Origin of the sequence: Solwaraspora sp. WMMA2059 (assembly GCF_027497315.1) — a bacterium.
Classification (GTDB): domain Bacteria; phylum Actinomycetota; class Actinomycetes; order Mycobacteriales; family Micromonosporaceae; genus Micromonospora_E.
The window spans coordinates 3,658,417-3,680,280 of the sequence record NZ_CP114908.1; the positions used below are offsets into that span (position 1 = coordinate 3,658,417).

The 21,864-nt window shown below is 68.7% G+C and carries 22 protein-coding genes and 1 pseudogene; 6 read left to right on the forward strand and 17 right to left on the reverse strand.

Going from position 1 to position 21,864, the window contains the following annotated elements; all coding sequences use genetic code 11:
- Nucleotides 1-59: 59 nt before the first annotated feature.
- From O7553_RS16605 to O7553_RS16615, 3 genes are all read right to left on the reverse strand, one after another.
- On the reverse strand, nucleotides 60-593 hold the full coding sequence (locus O7553_RS16605) for a YlcI/YnfO family protein (protein WP_281550660.1): 534 nt from the start codon (nucleotides 591-593) through the stop codon (nucleotides 60-62).
- A 164-nt stretch (nucleotides 594-757) separates the two neighbouring features.
- Nucleotides 758-3,019: a carbohydrate-binding protein gene (locus tag O7553_RS16610; protein ID WP_281550661.1), complete on the reverse strand. Its 2,262-nt coding sequence runs from the start codon at nucleotides 3,017-3,019 to the stop codon at nucleotides 758-760.
- Nucleotides 2,964-3,767 carry a ThuA domain-containing protein gene (locus tag O7553_RS16615; RefSeq protein WP_281550662.1) on the reverse strand — a complete coding sequence of 268 codons (804 nt, stop codon included), beginning with the start codon at nucleotides 3,765-3,767 and terminating at the stop codon, nucleotides 2,964-2,966. The genes O7553_RS16610 and O7553_RS16615 overlap by 56 nt, the downstream gene beginning before the upstream one ends.
- Nucleotides 3,768-4,015: 248 nt before the next feature.
- On the opposite strand from O7553_RS16615, the gene O7553_RS16620 reads away from it, so the two are divergent.
- Together O7553_RS16620 and cas6 are read left to right on the forward strand one after the other, a co-directional pair.
- Nucleotides 4,016-6,013, forward strand: a complete 1,998-nt coding sequence (locus O7553_RS16620; protein WP_281555635.1) for a cellulase family glycosylhydrolase — start codon at nucleotides 4,016-4,018, stop codon at nucleotides 6,011-6,013.
- A 147-nt stretch (nucleotides 6,014-6,160) separates the two neighbouring features.
- The gene (gene cas6 / locus O7553_RS16625; RefSeq protein WP_281550663.1) at nucleotides 6,161-6,988 is read left to right on the forward strand and encodes a CRISPR system precrRNA processing endoribonuclease RAMP protein Cas6; all 828 of its coding nucleotides are present in this window, start codon (nucleotides 6,161-6,163) and stop codon (nucleotides 6,986-6,988) included.
- Between the two features lie 142 nt (nucleotides 6,989-7,130).
- Here the strand turns inward: cas6 and O7553_RS16630 are convergent, their stop codons facing one another.
- The 12 genes from O7553_RS16630 to O7553_RS16685 all read right to left on the reverse strand — a co-directional run bounded on the left by O7553_RS16630 (nucleotide 7,131) and on the right by O7553_RS16685 (nucleotide 15,486).
- Complete coding sequence (locus O7553_RS16630) at nucleotides 7,131-7,799, reverse strand: C39 family peptidase (RefSeq protein WP_281550664.1); 669 nt, start codon at nucleotides 7,797-7,799, stop codon at nucleotides 7,131-7,133.
- 252 nt (nucleotides 7,800-8,051) lie between these two features.
- Nucleotides 8,052-8,594: a hypothetical protein gene (locus tag O7553_RS16635; RefSeq protein ID WP_281550665.1), complete on the reverse strand. Its 543-nt coding sequence runs from the start codon at nucleotides 8,592-8,594 to the stop codon at nucleotides 8,052-8,054.
- Nucleotides 8,595-8,749: 155 nt separating this feature from the next.
- Complete coding sequence (locus O7553_RS16640) at nucleotides 8,750-9,550, reverse strand: hypothetical protein (protein WP_281550666.1); 801 nt, start codon at nucleotides 9,548-9,550, stop codon at nucleotides 8,750-8,752.
- Complete coding sequence (locus tag O7553_RS16645) at nucleotides 9,540-10,043, reverse strand: sigma-70 family RNA polymerase sigma factor (RefSeq protein ID WP_281550667.1); 504 nt, start codon at nucleotides 10,041-10,043, stop codon at nucleotides 9,540-9,542. Before O7553_RS16645 ends, O7553_RS16640 begins: the two co-directional genes overlap by 11 nt.
- Nucleotides 10,044-10,083: 40 nt before the next feature.
- A complete protein-coding gene (locus O7553_RS16650; protein WP_281550668.1) occupies nucleotides 10,084-10,749 on the reverse strand; it encodes a hypothetical protein in 666 nt (221 codons plus the stop codon).
- 181 nt (nucleotides 10,750-10,930) lie between these two features.
- The gene (locus O7553_RS16655; RefSeq protein WP_281550669.1) at nucleotides 10,931-12,268 is read right to left on the reverse strand and encodes an acyltransferase; all 1,338 of its coding nucleotides are present in this window, start codon (nucleotides 12,266-12,268) and stop codon (nucleotides 10,931-10,933) included.
- Between the two features lie 204 nt (nucleotides 12,269-12,472).
- Entirely contained in the window at nucleotides 12,473-13,150 is a 678-nt protein-coding gene (locus tag O7553_RS16660) for an endonuclease V (RefSeq protein ID WP_281550670.1), read from the reverse strand.
- Entirely contained in the window at nucleotides 13,147-13,584 is a 438-nt protein-coding gene (locus O7553_RS16665) for a GNAT family N-acetyltransferase (protein ID WP_281550671.1), read from the reverse strand. The genes O7553_RS16660 and O7553_RS16665 overlap by 4 nt, the downstream gene beginning before the upstream one ends.
- A 99-nt stretch (nucleotides 13,585-13,683) precedes the next feature.
- Entirely contained in the window at nucleotides 13,684-13,815 is a 132-nt protein-coding gene (locus O7553_RS16670; protein WP_278170260.1) for a hypothetical protein, read from the reverse strand.
- A gap of 62 nt (nucleotides 13,816-13,877) precedes the next feature.
- On the reverse strand, nucleotides 13,878-14,258 hold the full coding sequence (locus O7553_RS16675) for a hypothetical protein (protein WP_281550672.1): 381 nt from the start codon (nucleotides 14,256-14,258) through the stop codon (nucleotides 13,878-13,880).
- Nucleotides 14,251-14,889 carry a GPP34 family phosphoprotein gene (locus O7553_RS16680; RefSeq protein ID WP_281550673.1) on the reverse strand — a complete coding sequence of 213 codons (639 nt, stop codon included), beginning with the start codon at nucleotides 14,887-14,889 and terminating at the stop codon, nucleotides 14,251-14,253. The genes O7553_RS16675 and O7553_RS16680 overlap by 8 nt, the downstream gene beginning before the upstream one ends.
- Nucleotides 14,890-15,273: 384 nt before the next feature.
- The gene (locus tag O7553_RS16685) at nucleotides 15,274-15,486 is read right to left on the reverse strand and encodes a hypothetical protein (protein WP_281550674.1); all 213 of its coding nucleotides are present in this window, start codon (nucleotides 15,484-15,486) and stop codon (nucleotides 15,274-15,276) included.
- Between the two features lie 127 nt (nucleotides 15,487-15,613).
- On the opposite strand from O7553_RS16685, the gene O7553_RS16690 reads away from it, so the two are divergent.
- The 4 genes and pseudogenes from O7553_RS16690 to O7553_RS16705 all read left to right on the forward strand — a co-directional run.
- The gene (locus O7553_RS16690; RefSeq protein WP_281550675.1) at nucleotides 15,614-16,399 is read left to right on the forward strand and encodes a GntR family transcriptional regulator; all 786 of its coding nucleotides are present in this window, start codon (nucleotides 15,614-15,616) and stop codon (nucleotides 16,397-16,399) included.
- Complete coding sequence (locus tag O7553_RS16695; RefSeq protein ID WP_281550676.1) at nucleotides 16,396-16,953, forward strand: GNAT family N-acetyltransferase; 558 nt, start codon at nucleotides 16,396-16,398, stop codon at nucleotides 16,951-16,953. Before O7553_RS16690 ends, O7553_RS16695 begins: the two co-directional genes overlap by 4 nt.
- Before the next feature lie 19 nt (nucleotides 16,954-16,972).
- Nucleotides 16,973-17,203 (forward strand): Scr1 family TA system antitoxin-like transcriptional regulator, encoded by a 231-nt coding sequence (locus O7553_RS16700; protein ID WP_281555636.1) that lies wholly within the window; start codon nucleotides 16,973-16,975, stop codon nucleotides 17,201-17,203.
- A gap of 65 nt (nucleotides 17,204-17,268) precedes the next feature.
- A pseudogene (locus O7553_RS16705) lies at nucleotides 17,269-17,430 on the forward strand (DUF397 domain-containing protein); the annotation flags it as partial.
- 1,075 nt (nucleotides 17,431-18,505) lie between these two features.
- Here O7553_RS16705 and O7553_RS16710 read toward each other — a convergent pair.
- Together O7553_RS16710 and O7553_RS16715 are read right to left on the reverse strand one after the other, a co-directional pair.
- Complete coding sequence (locus tag O7553_RS16710) at nucleotides 18,506-20,002, reverse strand: IS66 family transposase (protein ID WP_281550677.1); 1,497 nt, start codon at nucleotides 20,000-20,002, stop codon at nucleotides 18,506-18,508.
- A 386-nt stretch (nucleotides 20,003-20,388) separates the two neighbouring features.
- Nucleotides 20,389-21,777: an IS1380 family transposase gene (locus tag O7553_RS16715; protein ID WP_281550678.1), complete on the reverse strand. Its 1,389-nt coding sequence runs from the start codon at nucleotides 21,775-21,777 to the stop codon at nucleotides 20,389-20,391.
- Between the last annotated feature and the right edge of the window lie 87 nt (nucleotides 21,778-21,864).

A 21,864-nucleotide genomic window follows, 5' to 3' on the forward strand; every position in this document is an offset into this window, starting at 1 on the left:
CCGCAGGTCGGGGACGTGAGGTGTGGAGAGTAGACGGTGAGTGGAAGGGGGCGGTGCGGCTAGCGCACCCAGCCGGTGAAGGTCTGCGTGCTGCGTTTCCCGGTGCCGCGTTCGTCGCGGCGCCGGTCCCGGTCGGGCCGCTGCAGACCGGCGGCTGCCGCCCGGACCAGCCAGGCGTTGACCGAGCGCCCCTCCTTGGCGGCGGCCTCCTCGACCGCGGCCTTGAGCTGCTCGGGTAGGCGTACGTTGATCCGCGTCACCGGGCCGTCCTCGGTGATCAGCAGGTCGTTGTCGGGTGGGCCGTCGGCCGTCGCCGCGCCGTCCCCGGCGGTGGTCCCGGTCGGTTCGGCGGGTGGCGTGGTGACGACGAAGTGCGGGTCGCGGCCGCGTAGCCGCAGCTCCACCGAGCCGGGTGCCAGGTCGCGGGTGATCTCGTCGGCAGCGGCCGACAACGCGTCCAGCAGTGTCATCCGGATCGCCGACTCGAGCGACCCGGTCAGGCGCTCGACCAGTGCCCGCGCCTCGTCTCCGCCGGTTTCGGCGAGGGTGGCGAACTCCCGCCCGAGGTTGCTCACGTACGACGTCAGGTCCATGGTGCCATCATGGCACAAGATGGCACCACCGACAAGCCATCGTGACATCACCATGATGCCGCACTGGCACCTTGTGGCACCTGAGCCGAGGAAGTGACGCTGCGGCCGACAGACGAAAGCTGCGCGGCACCCACCGGCCGGTGGGTGCCGCGCAGCCCTGTCGATCAGCTGGCGGTGCAGCTCAGCGACGACACGTTGGCTCCGTTGTTGCCCGAGCCGATGAAGCCGAACGTCGTACTGGCTCCGGCGCCGAGCGACCCGTTGTAAGAGACATTGCGTGCGGTCACGTTGGCACCGCTCGACGTGACCGTGGCACTCCAGGACTGGCTGACGGTCTGCCCGCCGTTGAACGTCCAGGTGACCGTCCAGCCGCTCGACGTTGATCCGGCGGTGACCCGTACCTCACCCTGGAAGCCACCTTGCCACTGCCCGATCACCGAGTACGCCGCCGAGCACGACGGCCCGGTGGGCGGCGGCGGGGTCGTGCCGCCACCGCGGAAGGTGAACTCGTCGACGTCGAACAGGTAGCTGGAGCCGCCAGTGAAGACGAGGAACAGTTGCTGCGTACCGCTGGGTGGGGTGAGCGTGCCGGTGACGGCGGTCCAGGTCTCCCAGTCACCGGTCGGGCTCACGGTGGCCGTACCGATGACGGGTCCCGACGCCGAGCCGGTCCGCAGCGAGATGGTGCCGCCGGAGCCGGCCGAGGCGACCCGGGCGGGGAACGACGTGGCCCCGGCCAGGTTGTACGGGGTGAACGAGATCCAGTCGCCGTTCTCGATGTAGCCGACCGCGCTGCCGCCGTGGGCGGAGGCCTTCTCCACCAGGGTGGTGCCCTGCTGGTCGCCGTAGTGCTCGGCCTGGCGGGTCCGGGGCTGCAGCACCGTCTGCGTCGAGGTCACCGGGATGGTCGCGCCCACCGGGGTGTACTCGGCGATCATGACTCCGAAGATGTTCGCATTCGGGTCGTGTTCGCCGTCCTCGGTGGTCTGCAGGGTGCCCGAGCAGCCGGTCGCGCTGGAGATGCCATGGGCGTGGCTGTCGTGCCCGAGCAGATAGTTGACCTTCACCCGGCTGCAGTCGATCGTCGACACGTCCGGGTCGGTGACCATCACCTCGAACGGGATGGCGTCACCGAACTCGAACAGCCGGCCGTTGCGCGGTAGTTCGAGGGTGACCGTCGGCCGGCCCACTCCGATCACCACGCTCGCGGTGGCGCTGCGGCCGGTGCTGTCGCGCACCGTGAGCGTCGCCGTGAACTCGCCGTTGCTGGTGTACGTGTGCGACGGGTTCGGCTGCGTCGAGTCGGTGCTGCCGTCCGTGGTGAAGTCCCACGCGTACGTGATGGCGTCCCCGTCCGGGTCGCTGGTCCCGGCCGAACTGAACTGCACGGTCAGGGGCGCGTTGCCGGCGGTCGGGTCGGCGGACGCGGCGGCGATCGGCGATCGGCCGCCGCCGGAGCTGTACTCGATGCGGTACACCGCCGAGCTGGCGTCACCGCTGCCCCAGCCGGTGCCGTAGTCGAGCACGTAGAGGGCACCGTCCGGGCCGAACTCCAGGTCCATCACCTGGGTGCCGGTGTAGTCCGGGAACGGGTCGATCGAGCCCACCCCGCCGGAGCCGGTGACCGTGACCGTCTTGATCCACCGGCGGCCGAACTCGCCGATGAACACCTTGCCGTTCATCGACGCCGGGAACTTGACGTCGGAGGCGAGCGAGGCGTCGTAGTTGTAGACCACGGCGTCCATCGGTGACAGGCCGCCGCAGCACAGCTCCGGCGGGTTCTGCTCGCCACCGTACGGCAGCCAGGCCCGCTGCGACGGGGGCAGTCGGGTGATGCCGGAGTTGTTCGGGGAGTTGTTCACCGGGCCGCCGGAGCAGTTGAACGGTGCACCGGAGGGGCCGGACGGGAACGTGAAGTCGATGTACGGCGTGTTGTAGTTCGAGCAGTACGGCCAGCCGTAGAAACCGGGCTGGGCGATGCGTTCGAACGCGACATGGTTCGCCGGCCCGCGGTTGGGGTCGGCGGTGCCGGCGTCCGGCCCGTACTCGCCGAGGTAGACGACGCCGGTCGCCTTGTCCACGGACATCCGGAACGGGTTACGGAAGCCCATCGCGTAGATCTCCGGCTTGGTGTTCGCCGTGCCGGCCGGGAACATGTTGCCGGCCGGGATGGTGTACCCACCGTTTGCACTCGGCCGGATCCGCAGCACCTTGCCCCGCAGGTCGTTGCTGTTGCCGGCGGTACGCTGCGCGTCGTACGCCGGGTTGCGGTTGGACCGTTCGTCGATCGGCGTGTAGCCGCTGGAGTCGAACGGGTTGGTGTCGTCTCCGGTCGACAGGTAGAGGTTGCCGTCCGCGTCGAAGTCGATGTCACCGCCGACGTGGCAGCACATGCCGCGGCTGGTCGGGACCTGCAGGACCGTCACCTCCGACGCCCTGCGACGCCGAGCCGGTCGACGGCGCGTCGCCGCCCGGGGTGGACAGCGGCGGCGAGTAGTACACGTAGACCCATCGGTTGATGGCGAAGTTCGGGTCCACCTTGATGCTCTGCAGACCTTCCTCGTCGTGGGTGTACACCGGGATGGTCAGCGCCACCTTGGTGTTGCCGGCCGCGTCGGTGTAGCGGATGGTGCCTTCGCGGGAGGTGTGCAGCACGCCCCGGTTCGGCAGCACGGTCATGCCCATCGGCTCGCCGACCTCGGCCACCCCCTTGGCCAGGGTGACCTGGCTGTAGCCGGGTGGTGTCTGGCTGGTCGAGCAGTTGCCGGTGACCTGCGCGGCGTACTGGATGCCGCCCAGCACGTGGCGGCGGAAGTTCGCGTCGCTGAAGCTCTCGTTGGTGTGGCCCATGCCGGTGTACCAGGAGCGGCCACCGTCGTAGCCCCGGCACCACGCGATCGGGTGGTCGCTGCCCATCGTGCCGCCGGTGTACGTGCTCTCGTCCACGGTGGCCAGGATGTGGTTGTCCGAGCGTGGGTTGGTCCGGTAGTTGTACCGCTCGTCGTAGCGGTTCCACGCGGTCGGCAGCCCGGCGGTCGACGGGTGCGAGCTGTCCTCGATCCGTACGGTGGCGTTCTGGTTCGCCGGGTGGCTGGCGAAGTACGCGCCGACCAGGTCGCCGTACGGGCGGGCTCGCCAGGGCGGCCCTGCTCGCCTTCGCCCGGGGCGACACACGATGCCGGCTCCAGGTCACCGCGTCGCTATCGAAGGCCGTCGTTGCAACCCTACGGGAGCCACAAAATGGAAGTCAATGGATCTGCAACAGCCCGGACGGGCCCAGCGGTACGCCCGCCGGGACCACGTCCTTCCATTACGACCTTGGTACGTCGTAATCTCTGTCGATGGAAGCGCTCCCACGATCGCCCAACCCACGACAGGAGAACCGCTACATGCCGTCGATACGGACACGGTGGGCCGCCACAATGGCGGCCGGCCTGCTGCTCGGAGCGGTCGCCGCCGTCCCGACCACCCCCGCCACGGCAGCCGCCGCCCCACCGGCTGCCCGCACCGACACGTCAGCCACCACATCAGCCGCGGCCGCGGCCGCTCAGGCCGTACCGGCGAACGACTGGCTGCACACCGATGGAAACACGATCGTCGACGAGGCCGGCAACCAGGTGTGGCTCACCGGGGCCAACTGGTTCGGCTACAACGCCACCGAGCGGGTCTTCCACGGCCTGTGGTCGGCCAACATCGAGGCGGTCACCCGCGCGATGGCACAGCGCGGCATCAACATCGTCCGGGTGCCGATCTCGACCCAGCTGCTGCTGGAGTGGAAGGCCGGCCAGCCGCTGGCCCGGCCCAACATCAACGCGTACGTCAACCCGGAGCTCGACGGGCTGAACAACCTGCAGATCTTCGACTACTGGCTCGACCTGTGCGAACAGTACGGGCTGAAGGTCATGCTGGACGTGCACAGCGCCGAAGCGGACAACTCCGGCCACCTCTACCCGATGTGGTTCAAGGGCTCGATCACGCCGGAGGACTTCTACCAGGGCTGGGAGTGGGTGGCCGAGCGCTACCGCGACAACGACACGATCGTCGCGATGGACATCGAGAACGAGCCGCACGGCACCCCGAACGACCCGCAGCGGGCCAAGTGGGACTCCTCGACCGACCAGGACAACTTCAAGCACGCCTGCGAAACCGCCGGTCGGCGGATCCTGGCGATCAACCCCGACCTGCTGATCCTCTGCGAAGGCATCGAGGTCTACCCGCGCCCGCACGCCGACTGGGACTCCCCCAACACCAACCCGGACCTCAGCCCGAACTACTTCTACAACTGGTGGGGCGGCAACCTGCGGGGCGTCGCCGAGCACCCGGTCGACCTGGGCACCAACCAGGACCAGCTGGTCTACTCCCCGCACGACTACGGCCCGCTGGTCTACGAGCAGCCGTGGTTCCAGGGCGAGTTCGACAAGGCGTCGCTGACCGAGGACGTGTGGCGGCCCAACTGGCTCTACATCCACGAGGACGACACCGCGCCGCTGCTGATCGGCGAATGGGGCGGCCGGTACGGCCAGGACGCCCGGCAGGACAAATGGCTGCACGCCCTGCGCGACCTGATGATCGACTACGGCATCCACCACACCTTCTGGTCGCTGAACCCCAACTCCGGTGACACCGGCGGCCTGCTGCTCGACGACTGGACCAGCTGGGACGAGGTCAAGTACAACCAGGTACTCAAGCCGGCGCTGTGGCAGCACGACGGCAAGTTCGTCAGCCTCGACCACCAGGTGCCGCTCGGCGGGGCCGGCTCCACCACCGGGATCAGCCTCGCGCAGCGCTACAGCGACGGCGGCGGGGACGACGACGTGACCGCGCCGACCGCGCCCGGCCAACCGACCGCCAGCGACGTCACCGCCGACTCGGTGACGTTGATCTGGGCGGCGGCGACCGACAACGTCGGCGTCACCTCGTACCAGGTGCTGCAGTCGACCGGCGGCGGCCCGGCCAGCCCGGTCGCCACGGTCTCCGGCACCACGTACACCGTGTCCGGCCTGGCCGCCGAGACCAGCTACACGTTCACGGTGCGGGCCCGCGACGCCGCCGGCAACGTCTCGCCGGCCTCACCGACGCGGACGGTCACCACCGCAGCCGACGACGGTGGCCCCGGCGACGAGGGCTGCATCGCGACGTACACGGTGACCAGCAGCTGGCAGGGCGGCTTCCAGGGCGGCATCGAGGTGCGTAACACCGGCACCTCGGCGATCTCCGGCTGGACGCTCACCTGGACCAGCCCGAGCGGTACGTCGATCGGGTCGCTGTGGAACGGCCGGTTGACCACGTCCGGCGGGGTGAACACGGTACGCAACGAGCCGTACAACGGGCCCCTCGCGCCGGACGCCGCCACCACGGTCGGCTTCGTCGGCTCCGGTCCCGGCACCACGCCGACCGATCTGAGCTGCACCGCGTCCTGAGCGAACCCGAGTTCGGACCGAATCCGGACCCGATCCGCTGCCCGACCCCGACCGGGTCGGGCAGCGGATCCCCCGGCCCGTTGGCGCCGGTCTGCTTGAGTGGGGGCACTCACCGACCACACCAGACCGAGAGGGTACGCCGGCCCGATGCCCACCCAGATCGTCGTCTCCCTGGTGCCGACCGCCGCCACGGCGGTCCCGCCGCCGCACACCGGCCCGGCCGTCTACGCCGCGTTCCTCAAAGCGGTCCGCGCCGTCGACCCGGAGCTGTCCGCGATCATGCACGACAGCCCCCGGTACAAGCCGTTCACCCTCAGCCCGGTCCTCGACGAGCAGGGCCGGCCACCGTCGACACCGGGGCAGCCGGCCCGGATAGTGGCCGGCCTGCTGATCGACGCGTACGCCGCCCCGGTGCTCGCCGCGCTGCACCACGCCGCCGGGCATCAGATCGCACAGACCCGGTACCGCACCGTCGACGTCGCCGTGCACGCGGTGTCGTACGCCGAGCTGGCCACCGGCGCCGACCCGGCCGCCACCACCTGGGCGTACGACCTGCTGACCCCGGTCGGGTTCGCCACCGGACGCGGGGACGGTGCCCGCCGCCAGCGCCCCTGGCCGGACGCGGAGCGGGTGTTTACCAACCTGACCCGGCGCTGGGACGCGTTCGCCGGGGAGGTGGCGTTGCCGACGTCGGCGGAGCCGGCGGTCGTCGACCATCTGGAGGCGGTCGACGCCCAACTGCGGATGGTCACGCACCTGGTGGAGCCGGGGCAGCGTAACCCGCAGCACCGGTTCCGCCGGGGCACGGTCGGCTCGGTGACCTTCCAGTTGGCGGAGGCGTCGGGGGTGCCCGGCGACGCGCGGCGGGCGGTGGACGCCCTGGCGGCGTTCGCCAGCTACGCCGGCTTCGGTGACCGGACCGCGATGGGCATGGGCCACGTCCGGCGCAGACTCAGCCCGCCCCCGCAGCAGTGATCCACTTCGGCTCATCGGACTGCCGCCCGGCGTGTCGGGTCGATGAACCGCAGCGGATCAAGGCCAGCCGGTGACGACCGTTGGCCGGGTCTGCCGCGTACGCGGCAGACCCGGCCAACATGGTCAGGGCGAGGTCAGGACGTCAGTGCGAGTAGCCGCGCGTGGCGATCCAGTGCGCCAGGGTCTCGGTGCTCACCCAGTAGTGTTCGGCGCCCAGGAAGGCCGGGTCGGCGATCTTGACAGCGTCGCCGCCCTCGCCGTAGCCGACCACGGTCACGTAGTGCCCGCCCGGGTACGAGTGGGTCCGGCCGTCGACGTCGCTCACCGTACCGATGATGTTGGCCACCACGGCTCGGCCGTCGTCCACGGTCGCCCGCACGTCGTCGCGCAACTGGTCGATCTGCGCCTGGCTCGCCTTGGACGCCTCGATCGCGGTGGTCCGGTACTTGTCGTCGCCGGTGAGCTCGTTGAGCACCCGGGTGGTGTCCGCGGCCGAGTCGGTGCCGGCGACCGTGGTGCCCAGCCTGCTGGCCACCTCATCCTGCGACAGTTCGCGGCCCTGCGCGGTCAGCGCGATCCGGGTCGCGGCCGGACCGCAGTAGTAGAAGTTCGGCTGCCGCTCGTAGCGGATGTCCAGCAGCCGGCCCTCGCTGGACCACCCGCCCTGGTCGGAACTGGCGGCAGTGGTGGTCAAGCTCGTGGTGTCCGAGGCCGGGGCAGCCTGGGCTGCGGCAGCCGGACCGGCCACCACACCGCCGACTACCAGCAGACCGGCGACGGACATTGCGGATCGGTGAAGAACGGTGGTCATCTGCGGATCTCCGTTCCGGGAGGGTGCGGAAGATCCGGGCACTGATCGTCTGGCAACGGCCCGGACCCCGCGAACGGGACAATCGGTCAGTCGGTGCCCAGCGCGGCGGTCAGGGCTGATACCACGCCCATTCCCGACCGCGCCCAACGCCCCGCGTGCGGAAATCACAACGACGCGTACGCCACGGGACGCACCGGGTAACAACCGCAGCGGGGCGGCCGACATTCCGCCGTCCCGCCAATCAACCGGAGATCAACCGCCGATCGCCGGTCGCTCGGCAACATCGTTGAAGATCTGGTCCTCGAACGCGAGCAGCGTCGAGCCGACAGCCTTGATGAATGCGAAGTTCAGCCCTCCGCCGACCACCGCTCCGACGATCGGCACCGCCTTGCCCAGAGTGCGCGCCGTGAGCCGTTTGAGCAGTTCCTGCGCGACCCGCAGGGCGAGGAACTCGACGCCCTTGATGCCCAGTTCCACCCCGATCGAGAGTCCGACGATCTTCATGAACTCGGGGAAGCTGACCGCGTACCGCCCGGTCCGGTGGTAGATCACCGCGAGGGTGACCCGGAACTGCTGGGCGATGGTGTTGGCGAGGTCGGCGGGGATGCCCAGGGCCAGCGTCACGCCGCCGCCGAGCCCGGCAGCGGCCCCGGTGCCGGCGGCCAGACCGGCACAGTAGTTGATGTAGCCGTTGATCCCCATCGAGTCAACTTTTTCCTTGATTTTGAAGCCGTCGAGGTTCTTGTGGACGAACTGGAAGGACTTCGCCAACGCACCGGCGGAGTTTGTGTTCACCGTGACCACCTGACCCGCAGATCTTGTCGTCAGACCATCGGATGCCGACTGATCGATCGGCACCTCGACGGTATTCGACGACGAAGCCCAACGGCGAGAGCAGTACGTACAAGAACGACAGTCAGCCGTACCGTCAAACCGCCGGGCCGGGCAGGTCAGCCCGGCGAAGGACCATTGTCGACGAACCGGAAGTATGTCGTGAGCGTCGCGTCGCCCAGCTCTTCGAGGATCAGACCCCGGGTGGCGGAGTGCTGCAGGTACGCCGAGGCGCTGCTGATCGCGTACGACGGTTCCCCACCGTCCCGTTCCACTGCGCTGATCGAGAAGTGCTGCCGCGGCTCGGACGCCACGCAGTCCGCCGCGACGACGGTCAACGGGTCCGAGCCCGACGACCTGACCTGCCAGCACGCGTCGGAGCCGTCCGGGTTCGGTTCGGCGGCGCGGATCCGGAAGGTGTCCGCCCCGGCCGGTTCAATGACGAACAGCCGCCGGCCCTCGGTCCCGTCGACCTCGCCCAGCGGGCCGTCGTCGAGCAGCGACACCGCCGACTCGAACGCGTCGGTACGCACGATCGCGACCTGGCGGTCCCCGGACAGCAGCGGATCGTCCCCGACGGAGGCCGGCGCCCCGGTCGGCGCCCCGGTCGGCGATCCAGTCGACGCACCGGACGGCGCACCGGACGGCGATCCGGACGGCGATCCGGACGGCACGCTCATTGTCGGGCCGGCGGGCCCGACCGGCAGCTGCGGTGCGGCGGTCACCAACTGGATCGCAGCGACGCCCGCGCCGACGGCTCCGACCAGCGTCACCGCCAGCGCGGCGGTGGTGGCACGTCGGCGTCGGCGCAGCGTCTCGCCGCGCCGCCGGATGTCCGCCGCCGGGGCGAGCCGGCCGGTCTGCCCGGCCCGCCGGGCCACGTCGCGCAGCGTCTCGTCGAATCGGTCGTCAGACGGCACGGCTCCGCCCTTCGTCGCCGCTGGTGGTCAGGTGTACGGCCAGCGCCTTGCGGCCCCGGGCCAGCCAGGTCTTGATCGTGTTCGGGCTGGTGCCGGTCTCCGCGGCGATCTCGGCGACGCTCAGGCCGACCAGGTGGTGCAGCACGACGGCCCGGCGCTGGTCGACACCGAGCCGGCGCAACGCGGCGACGATCGCGACGTGGTCGGCCGACACCTCGTCGGCCTGGTGGCCGTTGGCGTCGCGGCGGTGGGCGCGCAGTCGGTTCACCGCCTTACGCCAGGAGCTCACCGCGATCCGGTACGCGACCGTGCGTACCCAGGCTTCGGGGCTGTCACAGTCGCGCACGGACCGCCACCGGTCCCACGCGCGGGCGTACGCCTCCGCGACCGCGTCCTCGGCGTCGGCCCGGTTGCCGAGCACCACGGACAGGTGTCCGAGCACCCGTTGGGCCGACGCGGCGTAGAAGGCGTCGAACTCGTCGGCGTCACGCATCCGTCGTGCTCCACCCGTCACCTGGTCGTTCCTGCACCGGTCACCGGGTCGGCGCCGGCCCGTTGTCGGTGAACCGGAACCCGTCCGGGGTCGGCGAACCGTCGCCCTGCTCCTCCAGGATCAGCCCGGAGCGGGCCGACGTGCGCAGGTACGCCGACCTGTTGCTGATCATGAAGGTGTCGTCGGCGCCGGTGTCGGCCGCGACGATCGCGAACCGCTGCCGGGGGTCCCCGGCGTCGCAGGCCGCACCCTCGACCGACAGCGATCCCCCGTCTCCCGGGTTGCGCACCCGCCAGCAGACCGGGTCACCGGCACCGGGACCGCCGCCGGTCGCCTGGTACGACTCGATCAGGAACAGCCGCCCCTGCAACGGGACCACGACGAACAACTGGCGGCCCTCGTCGCCGTCGACCTCGGCCAACCGTCCGTCGTCGGTGATCGACAGCCCGGACTCGAACGCCTCGGCCCGCACGATGCTGACCTGCCGGGTGCCGGACAGCACCTGCGGCAGGCCGCCCGTGGGTGCCGTCGGCTCCGGCGGCGGTGCCAGGCTGGCGGTCGGGGTCCCGGTCACCGTCGTCGGGTCCGGGTCGGACGTCGGCGTCGCGTCACCGGCCGGTGCGTTCGTGCCGCACGCCGCCACCGCGCCGGCCAGCACGGCGATTCCCAGACCTGTGATCCATCGGCTCGTCACCACGGTTCTCACCCTCATCCGCCTGTCGGTGACCCGGCAGCGACGGCTACCCGCCCACCGCCGCCGGGTCCGGTCGATGTTCTCGATTCGACCGACATACCCCCAGACGTGTGGCGGCGGCGCCCGGTTTCAGCCATGCACATGGACTTGCGGCGACCTGGCGCACGTGCGCAGCCTTCCCCGCACCGGTCCGTCAGCCGCGCGGAGCTGGCACCTGGCCACCGTCTCCGTCACCTGCCGCGGTGCCGTTCGTCGCAGCCGAATAGGCATTACGACCGCCCTGGTAGGGGCTTTGTGGCAGTACGGACGACCGTACGCCCGCCGGACCTCCTGCGGCCGCCGGCCTGACCGGGGCAGGGCGAGCGGGCCGGGGCAGGCGGGCGACGTCGAGGGCCCGCAATCTCATCGCGGGCTTCTCGACAAGATGCCACGACGGTACAGCGAACAGCATCGTACCGATTACCGACAACAGGATGTACGATGACATGCCGTACTCGGCCACGCCGACCAGTGCCAGAACTTGCTGCACCGGGAAAGCATAGATGTAAATTCCGTACGAGTAGTCCCGCCCACGACCGACCCGTCCGAGCCGTCGCGGAAGCGCAACACCCAGATATATGAGCAGGTACGCGTAGGCTGGCAGTCCGACAACGACGAATCCGCCCCACAGTAGGCTGATCGCGAGCAGGACGGCCGCCAACACAGCCAGCCGGCCGTCCATCGGTATGCGATGCATATAGCAGCGGACGACGGCGCCCAGCACAAAGAGGAAAGTCAGATACAGTAGCCAGTCAGAGGCGAACGAGCCGATCAGCGGAAACGGGCCGACCGCCCCGACGGGAGCTGGCCGGAATGCCCATGTCGAAGCAATTGAAATGTCACGAATAATCAGTGCATAGCCGAATATCAGGATTGCCAGCAATGCCCGCGGGGCCAGGCGCAGGACCGAAGTCACACTGAGGACAGCGACCAGGCCATAGCACACAAGTTCGTACCGCAAGCTCCACAGTGATCCATCGAACGCGCTCGGCCCACCCATCATCTGACCGAACGGAGTAGACGACAACAGTCCCGATATCGGGTACTGCTCCATAGCGGTGAACCAGTTGACCGCCAGGTAGGAAAATGGACCTTGAGGATGACTCCAGAACCCTCGCATCGTACCATTCTCGTACAGAGCAACCAGCGGCGCCACCACAAATGCGGTGACCAGTAGACACACCCAGAATCCGGGAAAAATCCGAAGCACCCGATGCCAGGAATACCGCAAGACCGAGTGCTTGAGCGCACTTCCCGTGATCAAGAATCCGGAAACCACGAAGAATCCCTGGACCGACAGCGAACCGAGCTCGCTCTGCCCAGCCGATATTCCGTAGCCAAGGCTCGCCGCGCCGTAGCCCAGCGGCCAGGCATGCGCCACGAGGACACCAAGGGCCAGGGCCAGGCGGATCAGCCCGAACGAATTGCTGTCCGGCACGTACCGGTCGGCAAGGCTCGGCAGACCGCGACACATCGCCGCATGCGCACTCAACACGGATCTCCTCAAGGCCGGACCGCCTCATTGATAAAGGCCGGGGTCTCCCGCTGGCCACGACGACCCCGACACGGGGACAATCAGGTCGTCCCCTTACCGAAAGAACCTTAATGCCCACAGACTGACGAGTGGACTCGATTCCAAGAACGACATGCCTTTCTTCGACGAAGCAGGTTGACTAACATGAAAGGCCGTCCGATATCAGCCGTGCCGGGAAACTTCCCGGCACGCGCGGTCGGCCAGGCGGGTCGTCTCCGGCAGCCGGTAGTGCGGCGTCAGGCGCAGGGTGATCTCGGTCGCCTGGGCGATGTCGATGAGATGCCCGGCCGACACGTACACCGGTCTGACGCCGGTGCGGGTGCGCAGCACCCGGCCGACCACCTCACCGTTGTCGACCAGGTCGGCCCAGCCGCCGCGCTCGGGTGGCACCTCGCCGTGGGTGCTGACGAACGCCGTCTTGGCCACGCCGAACGCCGGGATGCCGGTGACCACGCTCAGGTGGCTGGCCAGGCCGCAGCGGCGCGGATGCGCTACGCCGTACCCGTCGCAGACCAGCAGGTCCGGGCGGACGGTGAGCCGCTCGAGGACGGTGAGCAGGACCGGAACTTCGCGGAACGCGAGCAGGCCGGGAACGTACGGGAAGTCGCAGACGCCGGTCGCGGTCGCGCTGGCCACGACGGGCAGGTTGTCCGCCAGGTCGAGCACGACGACGGCACCGGCGAGTCGGCCCGCCGACGACGAGTCCGATTCGTACGCGACGTCGACGCCGGCGACGAACCTCGGCGGATCGACCATCGGCTGGTCGACCCGTACCCGGCGGGCCAGCTCGCGCTGGATCTCGACGGCCTCCCGCTCGGTACGCGGTGTCGCCGCCGTCACCGCTTCCCCGTCCCGCGCGTGGCCGGCGGAAACGGCCGGTCCAGGCTACGGGCGGCGGCCAGCGGCAGCATCGCGCCGAGGGCCCAGGTCGCGATGCCACGGCCACGCGCCGACGGCCGTACGCCGTAGCCGATGTGCCCGCCGGCGCGGTGCAGGAAGTCGTTGAGCCGGTGCCGCAGCGAGATCGCCCCGAGGTAGGCGTCCTGCTCGACGATCCACCGGTGGGTGGTGTGCACCCACCCCTCGTCGGCGGGCAGCGACTCGTCACCCTGGCGGCGCAGCCGGTCGACCCAGGCGGCGAACCCGGCGGCGGTGTCGACGTCGTCGGACGACCGCAGCCCGCTGCCGTCCTGATGGGTGCCGCGTCCCCACTCGTCGCGGGCGTCGAGCCACGACGCGTACAGCTCGATGGTGGGTGTGATCAGCTCAGGCACGTCGGCAGACTACGCGGCATGGCAATCCGTATCCGCCGGCTCGCCCACCGCCTCTCCCTGCCCTGTCGTTGTGCCACCCGACCAGCTTGACCGCAGGGCTCAGACGCTCGGCGGTGGCGGGGTGGTGGTCAGTTCCCCGCACTTGGGGCACCAGCGGCTCTTGACCCGGAACGAGAACAGCCCTGCCAGGTAGCCGAGCACCGCAGCGCTGGTCAACGCGCAGACATCCATAACCTGTTCCTTCTCTCCAGGGCGGGCAAGACATGACTTCGTCTCGGCGGCGACGGCTCAGGTCACCGGGCCGGGGGCGGCGTCGGGCCGGCAGCCCGTCGCCGACGGTCGATCCAGGAGGCACGCAGGGACAGCCAGCTCGACGGGCCTCGGGCGTACACCTCGGTCAGCAGGGATGCGAAGACCTCGCGCCGCCGGTCGGCCGGCAGGTGCGGCCGGGCCAGCTGTGGTTGCCGGGCGGCGGCCCGGTCCCACATCAGGGTTTCGGCGTGCAGGGCGTCGATCTCGTTGCGGCACGCACCGGTGCACCGGTAGACGCGGGTGGCGGCACGGACGGCCGGGGTCATCGGGGTCCGGCAGTCCGCACAGTGGATCAGTGCGGCCAGTGGGTATCCGGCCGGGTCGGGGTAGTCGACCATCATCAGCCGCCGCCGGTCAGCCACGGTGGGCGGCGACGGTGCGGCCGAGTGCCGCGCGGGTCTGCCGGGCCAGGTCGACGATCGGCGGCCAGCCGTGGTCGACGAGGGTGCGCAGGTCGTCGTAGGCGTGCGGCGGCGCACCGTTGAGGATGTGCCGGTCGAGGCCGCAGGCCCAGGTCAATGCCGCCAGACCCTGATCGGTGACGGGGAGGCGGCGGCGGGCGCGCAGCGCGGTGGCCAGCCGGACGGCGGGCCAGCCGGCGGTGTTCATGTCGGTGGGCACCCACCGTTCGCCGCGACCGACGAGGCGGCGGCGGGTCACTTCCCGGCGTACGTGGCCGGCGCGGGCCAGTCGGGTGGCGACCTGCCGGACCGCGGTCTCGCTGAGCAGACCGACCCAGGTCTTCACCGGTTGCGGGGTCGGCGCCGCGCTGATCTGGGCGAGGATGCCGTGCACCAGGTCGTCGGGCGGGGCGACGGTCGCGCCGACGACGACCAGGCCGCGGCGCACGGCGATCCGCTGCGGGTAGAGCAGTTCGGCCAGCAGCGCGGCGGCCAGGCCGTGGCTGAGCGCGCGGGGGTGCAGCAACGGTCGGCCGTGCAACCGGTGGTGGGCCATCCGGAACAGGTCGTCGGCCAGCGGGTACGTGGACATTAGGCAGGCTCCTCGGCAAAGTGCTCAGAACAAGGGGCGTGGAATGCCGCCCGCCGCCACGCCCACCTCGGCAGCGACGACGGGCGGCGGCGGGCGATGGACAGGCCGACGAGCCGCTCGATCCGGCCAGCGTCGACCGGGCCCAGCCGGCAACCACACGGCCCCCGGTACGCCCGACCACCGTCAGTGGTCCGCAACGGTTGCATCCGCCGCCCACACGCCGCGCACATCAGGACCCCACGTAGCGGCCACTGTTCTCCGGCGTGACGCTGGCTAGTTTTCGCCGCCGGCAGAGAGTCGCCCTCGCTGATCTCAGACATCGGTTCTCCTGCCGTTGGTGAAGGACAAGGTGGGCGGACTCGGTGGCCTTCACAATGGAGGGACCTAGATGCGCGTGGATTCGCGCAGGTAGGCGGTGACTCGGACGGCTGCACCCTCGGCCTGCTCGACCAACGTCCGTAGCGGCGAGTGCAGGACCCGGTCCGCTAGGTCGCGTGCACCGTCGGCCTGGTCGAGGCCGGCAAGGTGGAGCCGGGTCTGGGCAAGGGCACGGTGTACGCGCTCCATCTCCCTGAGCATGTCGCGGGCATGGCTCATCACTACCACCTGATCATGACGTGAGCACCTTGTGTAAGGTTGGATTGGTACCAACCTTTGCAGTGCAGCCAACGACAGTCAAGACTGCAAATGAGAAACGTTGGAACCAATCGAGGAGACCGTGGCCGTGCCACCGCTGTACCGCAAGATCGCAGACGAGCTACGCGAACAGATCATCAACGGCGTGCTCAAGCCAGGCGACCACCTGCCGACCGAGAGCAAGCTGCAGGATCTGCACCGGGTCTCCCGCAACACCGTGCGACTCGCCACCGCGGTCCTCATCAACGAAGGCCTGGTCGAGTCGATGCCCGGCCGCACCGGCGGCATCATCGTCCGCGACCGAGTCACGCTCGCCTTCCATGCCAGCCGCGCAGAGATGCCCGGACCGGTCAGCGAGTCCGACGCGTGGTTCAGCGAGGTCCGCGACCAAGGCCACGAACCTACCCAGACGTTCGAGCTACGCATCGCGGAAGTGCCGGACGGACTGGCAGAACGCCTCGGCGTGCCCGCCGACTCACCAGCAGCCGTCCGCCGCTGCGTACGCGCGGTCAACGGCCAGCCGTCCTCGATCCAGGACACCTACTACCCGATGGACCTCTGCGACCAGGTACCCGAGCTGCTGTCGCCACGTGACATCCCGCAAGGCACCACCAGACTCCTCGCCGAACGCGGACACCCACAGATCGCCTACGACGACGAGATCATCGCAGCGATGCCAGCACCCGACGAGGTGACGACTCTCGCCCTGGCCGCCGGCACACCCGTCCTCCGCTGGCTCCGAACCGGCTACACCCCGGACCGGCCCGTACGCGTCAGCGTCTCCACCTTCGCCGCCGACCGCAACCGGCTCCTGTACACCCTCGGCGACCCCGACGTCATCGCCAAAGTCCGTGCCAGCGAGGACCCGCAATGATCATCCGTCCCGCACAGCTCAGCGACGTCGACGTCATCATGAGCTGGCGACGCGAACGAGAGGCATGGCTCGCAGCTCGGGGAGAAGACCAGTGGTCGATCCCACTACCCCGGTCTGCCGTCGCCGCGACCGTCTCCGCCGGGCAGACCTGGATGGTCTTCGACGGTGAAACCCCGGCCGCCACCATCACCCTCACCGCCTACGTCGACGTCGACGGGCTCTGGAAACCGGACCGCGACCCCGAGGCTCTCTGGTACCCGGAAGATGACCCGGCCGACGCGCTCTACGCCGCGAAAATGATGCTCCCGCTTGCTCGCTCCGGCGACGGCATTGGCACCGAGCTCCTCGACTGGGCAGCCGGCAGAGCCTACGATGCCGGCCTCACCTGGCTACGCCTCGACGCATGGACGACAAACCAACGGTTACACGCCTACTACCGCGACCAAGGATTCCGACACATCCGCACCATCGCCACGCGCGTCAGCGGAGCCTGCTTCCAACGCCCCGCCCAACCGTACGAACCCGGCCGCCGACTAAAAACCGAAGTCGGATAACCCTGCCTTCCTAGCCTCGATCGTTCACGGGGGTGCCCCGGGTGAGCTCGGCGCGTTCACGATCTTCGACTTCGAGGAGGACAGCCACTCCCCCGTCGTCTACGTGGAAGGCCAGGCCGGCGGCCTCTATCTCGAACGTGACGCGGACCTGCGTCGGTGTAACCTGGCGTACAACCACATCACAGCCGCCGCGCTCAGCCCGCCCGAGAGCGCCAAGCTGATCACCGCCCTGACCTGCGCCACGGGTTGACCGACGAGGAGCAGCACGTGACCCCCGACCTCGACCTCAGCACTGCCGTCTGACACAAGAGCAGGAAGTCATCCGCGAACGGTGGCTGCGTCGAGGTCGCCAACCTGGGTCAGGCGTACGCGCTCCGCGACTCCAAGAGTCCCGACGGTCCTGTCCTCATCTTCACCCCCGAGGAGTGGGACTGTTTCCTCGACGGCGCGGAAAAGGGCGAGTTCCGCCAGCTCTGACCGCAACCCGCGACCGTCTACCCCGCAGGCACCTCCGCCAGGTACGGCGAACAGCCACGCCATCGGCTGGCTCGCACCTGCCAGCGTCTCCACCTTCGCTGCTGGCAACAATCTGCCGTCCTTACTTACTCAGCGATGCTGGCGTCACCGATTGGGACCGAGCCCAGCGAGATCCAGCGCGAATTGCGGCCCGAGAAGACGATTAGCGGTCGATCTGACCCCAGCCCGTAGCGGCCGCAACCAGATTCTAGTCAATCACCCAATCGGCAGTCTTCGTGGGGCGAGACCCATCAAACATAGCCCTCAGCAATCCTTGAATCGATTCAGCATAGCGATATACCGACGCGTCGCGACCAGCAAGCAAGGAGCCCTCGTTGGTCATATAGATTGTGAAATGAAATCCGTCCACACCTACCGGACACAGACTTTTCCCAACAACAGAGGAGCATCTATCAGCGATGCGCGCATCGCGATGCGTCGCAACAACAGTCGGATCAAAGGTGGTCCAACACGACGACTTCTTGCCGTGAAGGATGATACTCGGCTCATGCTCCAACCCTAGAAACCCAAACTCTCTCAAGAAGTCTAAGGCCGGTGCCGACATAACAAACCCACACGAACGCAATAGCTCAACCAAATCGCCAATATCCACATTCCTACCCGGTCCCCAACCGGCACATCTCAGAATGCCAAGAAGATCAGCAGGCAACGAGTTCATTCGCGAAATCTCGACAGGCCCGCGGCACCGGCCAACCCAGCAAATCCGGTCATGCTTCCGAAGGGCAATGAGGACCGTCGCACTGTCTGACGACGCAAGAGACTGCGACACCGAAACTCGCAGACTACGCCATCGGCAGGTGAACCACTTTTACCCGATGGTAGATATTCCATAGTGCCATCTTCCCGTTCTCGCCATAAAGCGCCAAGAAGTCATCGTACGCCTCAAAAATCTGACCAAGAACGGCAACCATCGCAAACATTCAGGTGGTGCGCGCTGGGATTCCGCGTGGTGGCATAGCGTGATGGCCGGTTGGTTGGTGGCCGCCGGCTGATGTTGACCTGGGTGGGGTGGGGGTCAGGTGGGTGCGGGTAGGTTCGGCATCCAGGGTCGTCCGAGGATGGCGTCGCGCAGGACGGCCATTTTGTCGAGGCCGTTCTTCGCCGCGCTGGAGACGTAGCCGAGGATCTTGTACCGATCCTTGGTGCGTTGCTCGCTGGTGAGCCGCCCGGAGATCTTCTGCTGGATCTTCGCCGGTCGCAGGTCCCGTTCGGCCTGGTTCGACGTCGGCGGCACCAACAGGTCGTCAACGAAGCGCAGCACGTCGGCACGTCGGTCCCGGAAGACTTCCAACAGCAGGCGGGCTTTACGCTCACCCGGCCGGTTGCCGATGGTGCTGGTGTCGGACAGTCCGACCAGCACGCCGTGGTGCAGCCGGTACAGCAACTCGGCCTTCACTGTGGGGTCGATGCCCGGCCGGTTCTGCTCACGGGCCGTGTTCGTCTCGTGGATCAGCGCGCGCAGCGCGTCGGAGATCTGCTTCGGCCAGACCGCGTCGGGGTACACCTCGGCCGCACCGTCAAGATCACGTAACAGGTGAGCGCAACACAGTTGGTGGACCAGCGTGCCCAACTCGGCCGAGTCGTAGTTCCGGTACCGGTCGTGCACGACCACCGAGCCGGTCAGGTCCTTGACCACGAACGCCGTGAACGTGGCCAGGTCCCGGTCACCGACCTGGTAGTGAGTCCACAACTCGGTACACGCCACGAGCAGGTACTTCTCGGCCTTCTTACGGCCCGGCCTCGGTTTCTTTGGCCCGACCCGCAGCGGCGTCTCGTCACAGCACACCGCGTACGCCAGGGTGATCAACATGCGGATCCGTTTGTCGACCTCGCTGGTCAGCGCCGCGACCCGGGTCAGCACGCCGTGCACGAACCCCGGCGACGGTGTCGCACCGGTCAGCGACCGAAGCATCTGTACACACCGCTGCACCGGGATGAAATGCACGACCATCAGATAGACCGCCCACGCCTGCAGGTTCGGGCCGTACCCCACCGGACCGGCCCCCGCGCCTTCCGGCCGGGCCGCGGTGTGCAGCTTCCCGCACCCACACCGCACCGCATGCTGGTCGTACTGGGTCAGCGTCGCGGTCATCAACGGAACCTCGACCTGCTGATACCGGTCCACCACACCCAGATCCCGCGCGTCCACCAACTCCGCGCCGCACCCGCAACTACCCTCGGGGAACCGGTCCCGCCGCTGATCAGGAGCATCCGACCAGGCCAGGCTCGACCCCGGCGCACCCCGCTGCCTACCCCGCGTACCCGCCGGGGTGTCCCGCTTCTTCCTCGCCGCAGGTGGCGTACGCCCCGGATCATCATCCTTCGACGGCGGAGACGACGAGTTCGACGAGTTCCGCGACAACAGATGCTCGACCCGCGCCAGCCGCACCGCGAGCGCCTCGTACGCCGCCGTCAACTCCGCGATCTGCGCGTCCTGCTCAGCAATCCGAGCGTCCTGCGTCCGTGCCAGCGAGATCAACTCTTCACGAGACAGATCCTCCGACACCGACACGCCAAGATCAAACCACAACGGACAGAACGGCGTCGAGCCGGTCGAACCCCGTCACTCAACCCGCGCTGACCGTCACTCTTCGCGCACCACCTGAATGTTTACCAACCATCAGGATGACGTGGTTCGAAGCAGCCAACCCAACTGGCACAAGTCCTTGTCCGACGCGACCTGCATAACCATGAACCCTGGTTGGGCTTACTGCCCCAGCCTCGATCCACCGACGCGGTTGCCGCTGAATGTTGGTTGATCATTTCTGTATTGGGTGGTGCGGCGGGCGTGAGGGAGTCGCCGATCACGTGATCGGCTTGCTCCGAGGGTGAGTGTTCGGGGTGGAACGGGATTGTGGCCTGTGGTCGGGCCGCCTGGTTTCGGCTGGTGGGGTGTGGTCAGCCGGGTGCCGGCTGGACGGCGGTGAACAGGTTGTCGAACGCCGCCTGCCAGGGCCAGTACTCGGGCAGGTGTAGGTGGATGGTGCGGGCCCGGTGGGCGAGGCGGGCTGCGACGGTGATGATCCGGGTCCGGATGGTGGCGGGTCTGGCGGTCGACCAGGTGCCCGCGGCGAGGTGTCCGGCGGCGCGGGTGAGGTTGTGCGTGATCGCGGCGCAGGTCAGCCAGGCGTCGTTGGCGCTGAAGTGTCCGGAGGGCAGGTGGGCGAGGGGGCCGGCGATCAGGTCGGCGTTGACCTGCTCGATGATCGCGTGTTGCCGGTGCTGGGCTTCGGCCTGTACGAGGGTGTACGGGCTGTCGGTGAACACGGCGTGGTACCGGTAGGTCGGTAGGAGTTCGTCCTGGCCGGGGATCTGTTGCGGGTCGTCGCGGCGGACGCGGCGCACGATCAGCCGGGCGGTCGCCTCGTGTCGGGTGCCGGCGAACGCGGTGTACGTGGTTTCGGCGATCTGCGCGTCGGAGATCCACCGGCCGGCGTCTTCGTCCCGGACGGCCTGCGGATAGGTGATGTCGACCCACTGGTCGGCGGCGATGCCGTCGCACGCGGCGCGGATCTTCGGGTCGATGCGGCAGGTGACCGAGGACCGCACGCCACGACGCCGGCAGCCGCTGATCACCGTCTTGGCGTAGAACGCCGAGTCCGCTCGCACCATGATCTCCCCCGAAGCGCCGCATGCCCGGGCGGTCGTGATGGCCTCGGCGATCATGGTGGCGGCGCCCCGGGACGAGCCGGCGTTACCCGACCGCAGCCTCGTGGCGGCGATCACCGGCGCGGACAGCGGGGTGGACAGCGTCGCGACCAGGGGGTTGTAGCCGCGCAGGTAGACGTTGTAGCCGCCGACCTTGGCGTGGCCGAACCCGATGCCCTGCTTCTGCTTGCCGTACACCCGCCGCAGCATGGAGTCGATGTCCACGAAGCACAGGGTGTCGGCGCCGGTCAGGATCGGTGCCCGGCCGGTCAGACCGATCAGGGTGTCGCGGGCGGCGGCCTGTAACTGCCGTACGTGCCCGTGGGTGAACGTACGCAGGAACGACCCGAGCGTCGACGGCGCGTACACGCTGCCGAACAGCGACCGCATGCCACCGTGCCGGGCGATGTCGAGGTCGTCGATGCTGTCCGCGCCCGCGAGCATCCCCGCCACGACCGTGGCGACCTTCCCGGCGGGGTTCGCGCCCTTGTCCGTCGGCAGCCGCACCCGGTCGGCGACCGCGTCATGCAGACCGGCCTGCTCGGCCAGGCGCATCACCGGAACGAGACCGGCACACGACACCAGATTCGGATCGTCGAACGTCGCGCGCACCACCGGCGCGTCCTGGCGTATTCTCACCTGCGAGGTGCCCTCTCGAACCGAGCGATAGAAGCGTCAGAACTCCTATCCTTCCAGTTCAGAGGGCACTTTCTATAGCCGGGGTCC

Excerpts from the sequence above, each read along its gene's own strand:
- O7553_RS16645 (WP_281550667.1), bottom strand. The coding sequence starts at position 10,043 with ATGCGTGACGCCGACGAGTTCGACGCCTTCTACGCCGCGTCGGCCCAA.
- O7553_RS16685 (WP_281550674.1), bottom strand. The coding sequence starts at position 15,486 with ATGAGCCATGCCCGCGACATGCTCAGGGAGATGGAGCGCGTACACCGT.
- O7553_RS16680 (WP_281550673.1), bottom strand. The coding sequence starts at position 14,889 with ATGTCCACGTACCCGCTGGCCGACGACCTGTTCCGGATGGCCCACCAC.
- cas6 (WP_281550663.1), top strand. The coding sequence starts at position 6,161 with ATGCCCACCCAGATCGTCGTCTCCCTGGTGCCGACCGCCGCCACGGCG.
- O7553_RS16670 (WP_278170260.1), bottom strand. The coding sequence starts at position 13,815 with ATGGATGTCTGCGCGTTGACCAGCGCTGCGGTGCTCGGCTACCTGGCA.
- O7553_RS16695 (WP_281550676.1), top strand. The coding sequence starts at position 16,396 with ATGATCATCCGTCCCGCACAGCTCAGCGACGTCGACGTCATCATGAGC.
- O7553_RS16630 (WP_281550664.1), bottom strand. The coding sequence starts at position 7,799 with ATGACCACCGTTCTTCACCGATCCGCAATGTCCGTCGCCGGTCTGCTG.
- O7553_RS16605 (WP_281550660.1), bottom strand. The coding sequence starts at position 593 with ATGGACCTGACGTCGTACGTGAGCAACCTCGGGCGGGAGTTCGCCACC.
- O7553_RS16620 (WP_281555635.1), top strand. The coding sequence starts at position 4,016 with ATGGCGGCCGGCCTGCTGCTCGGAGCGGTCGCCGCCGTCCCGACCACC.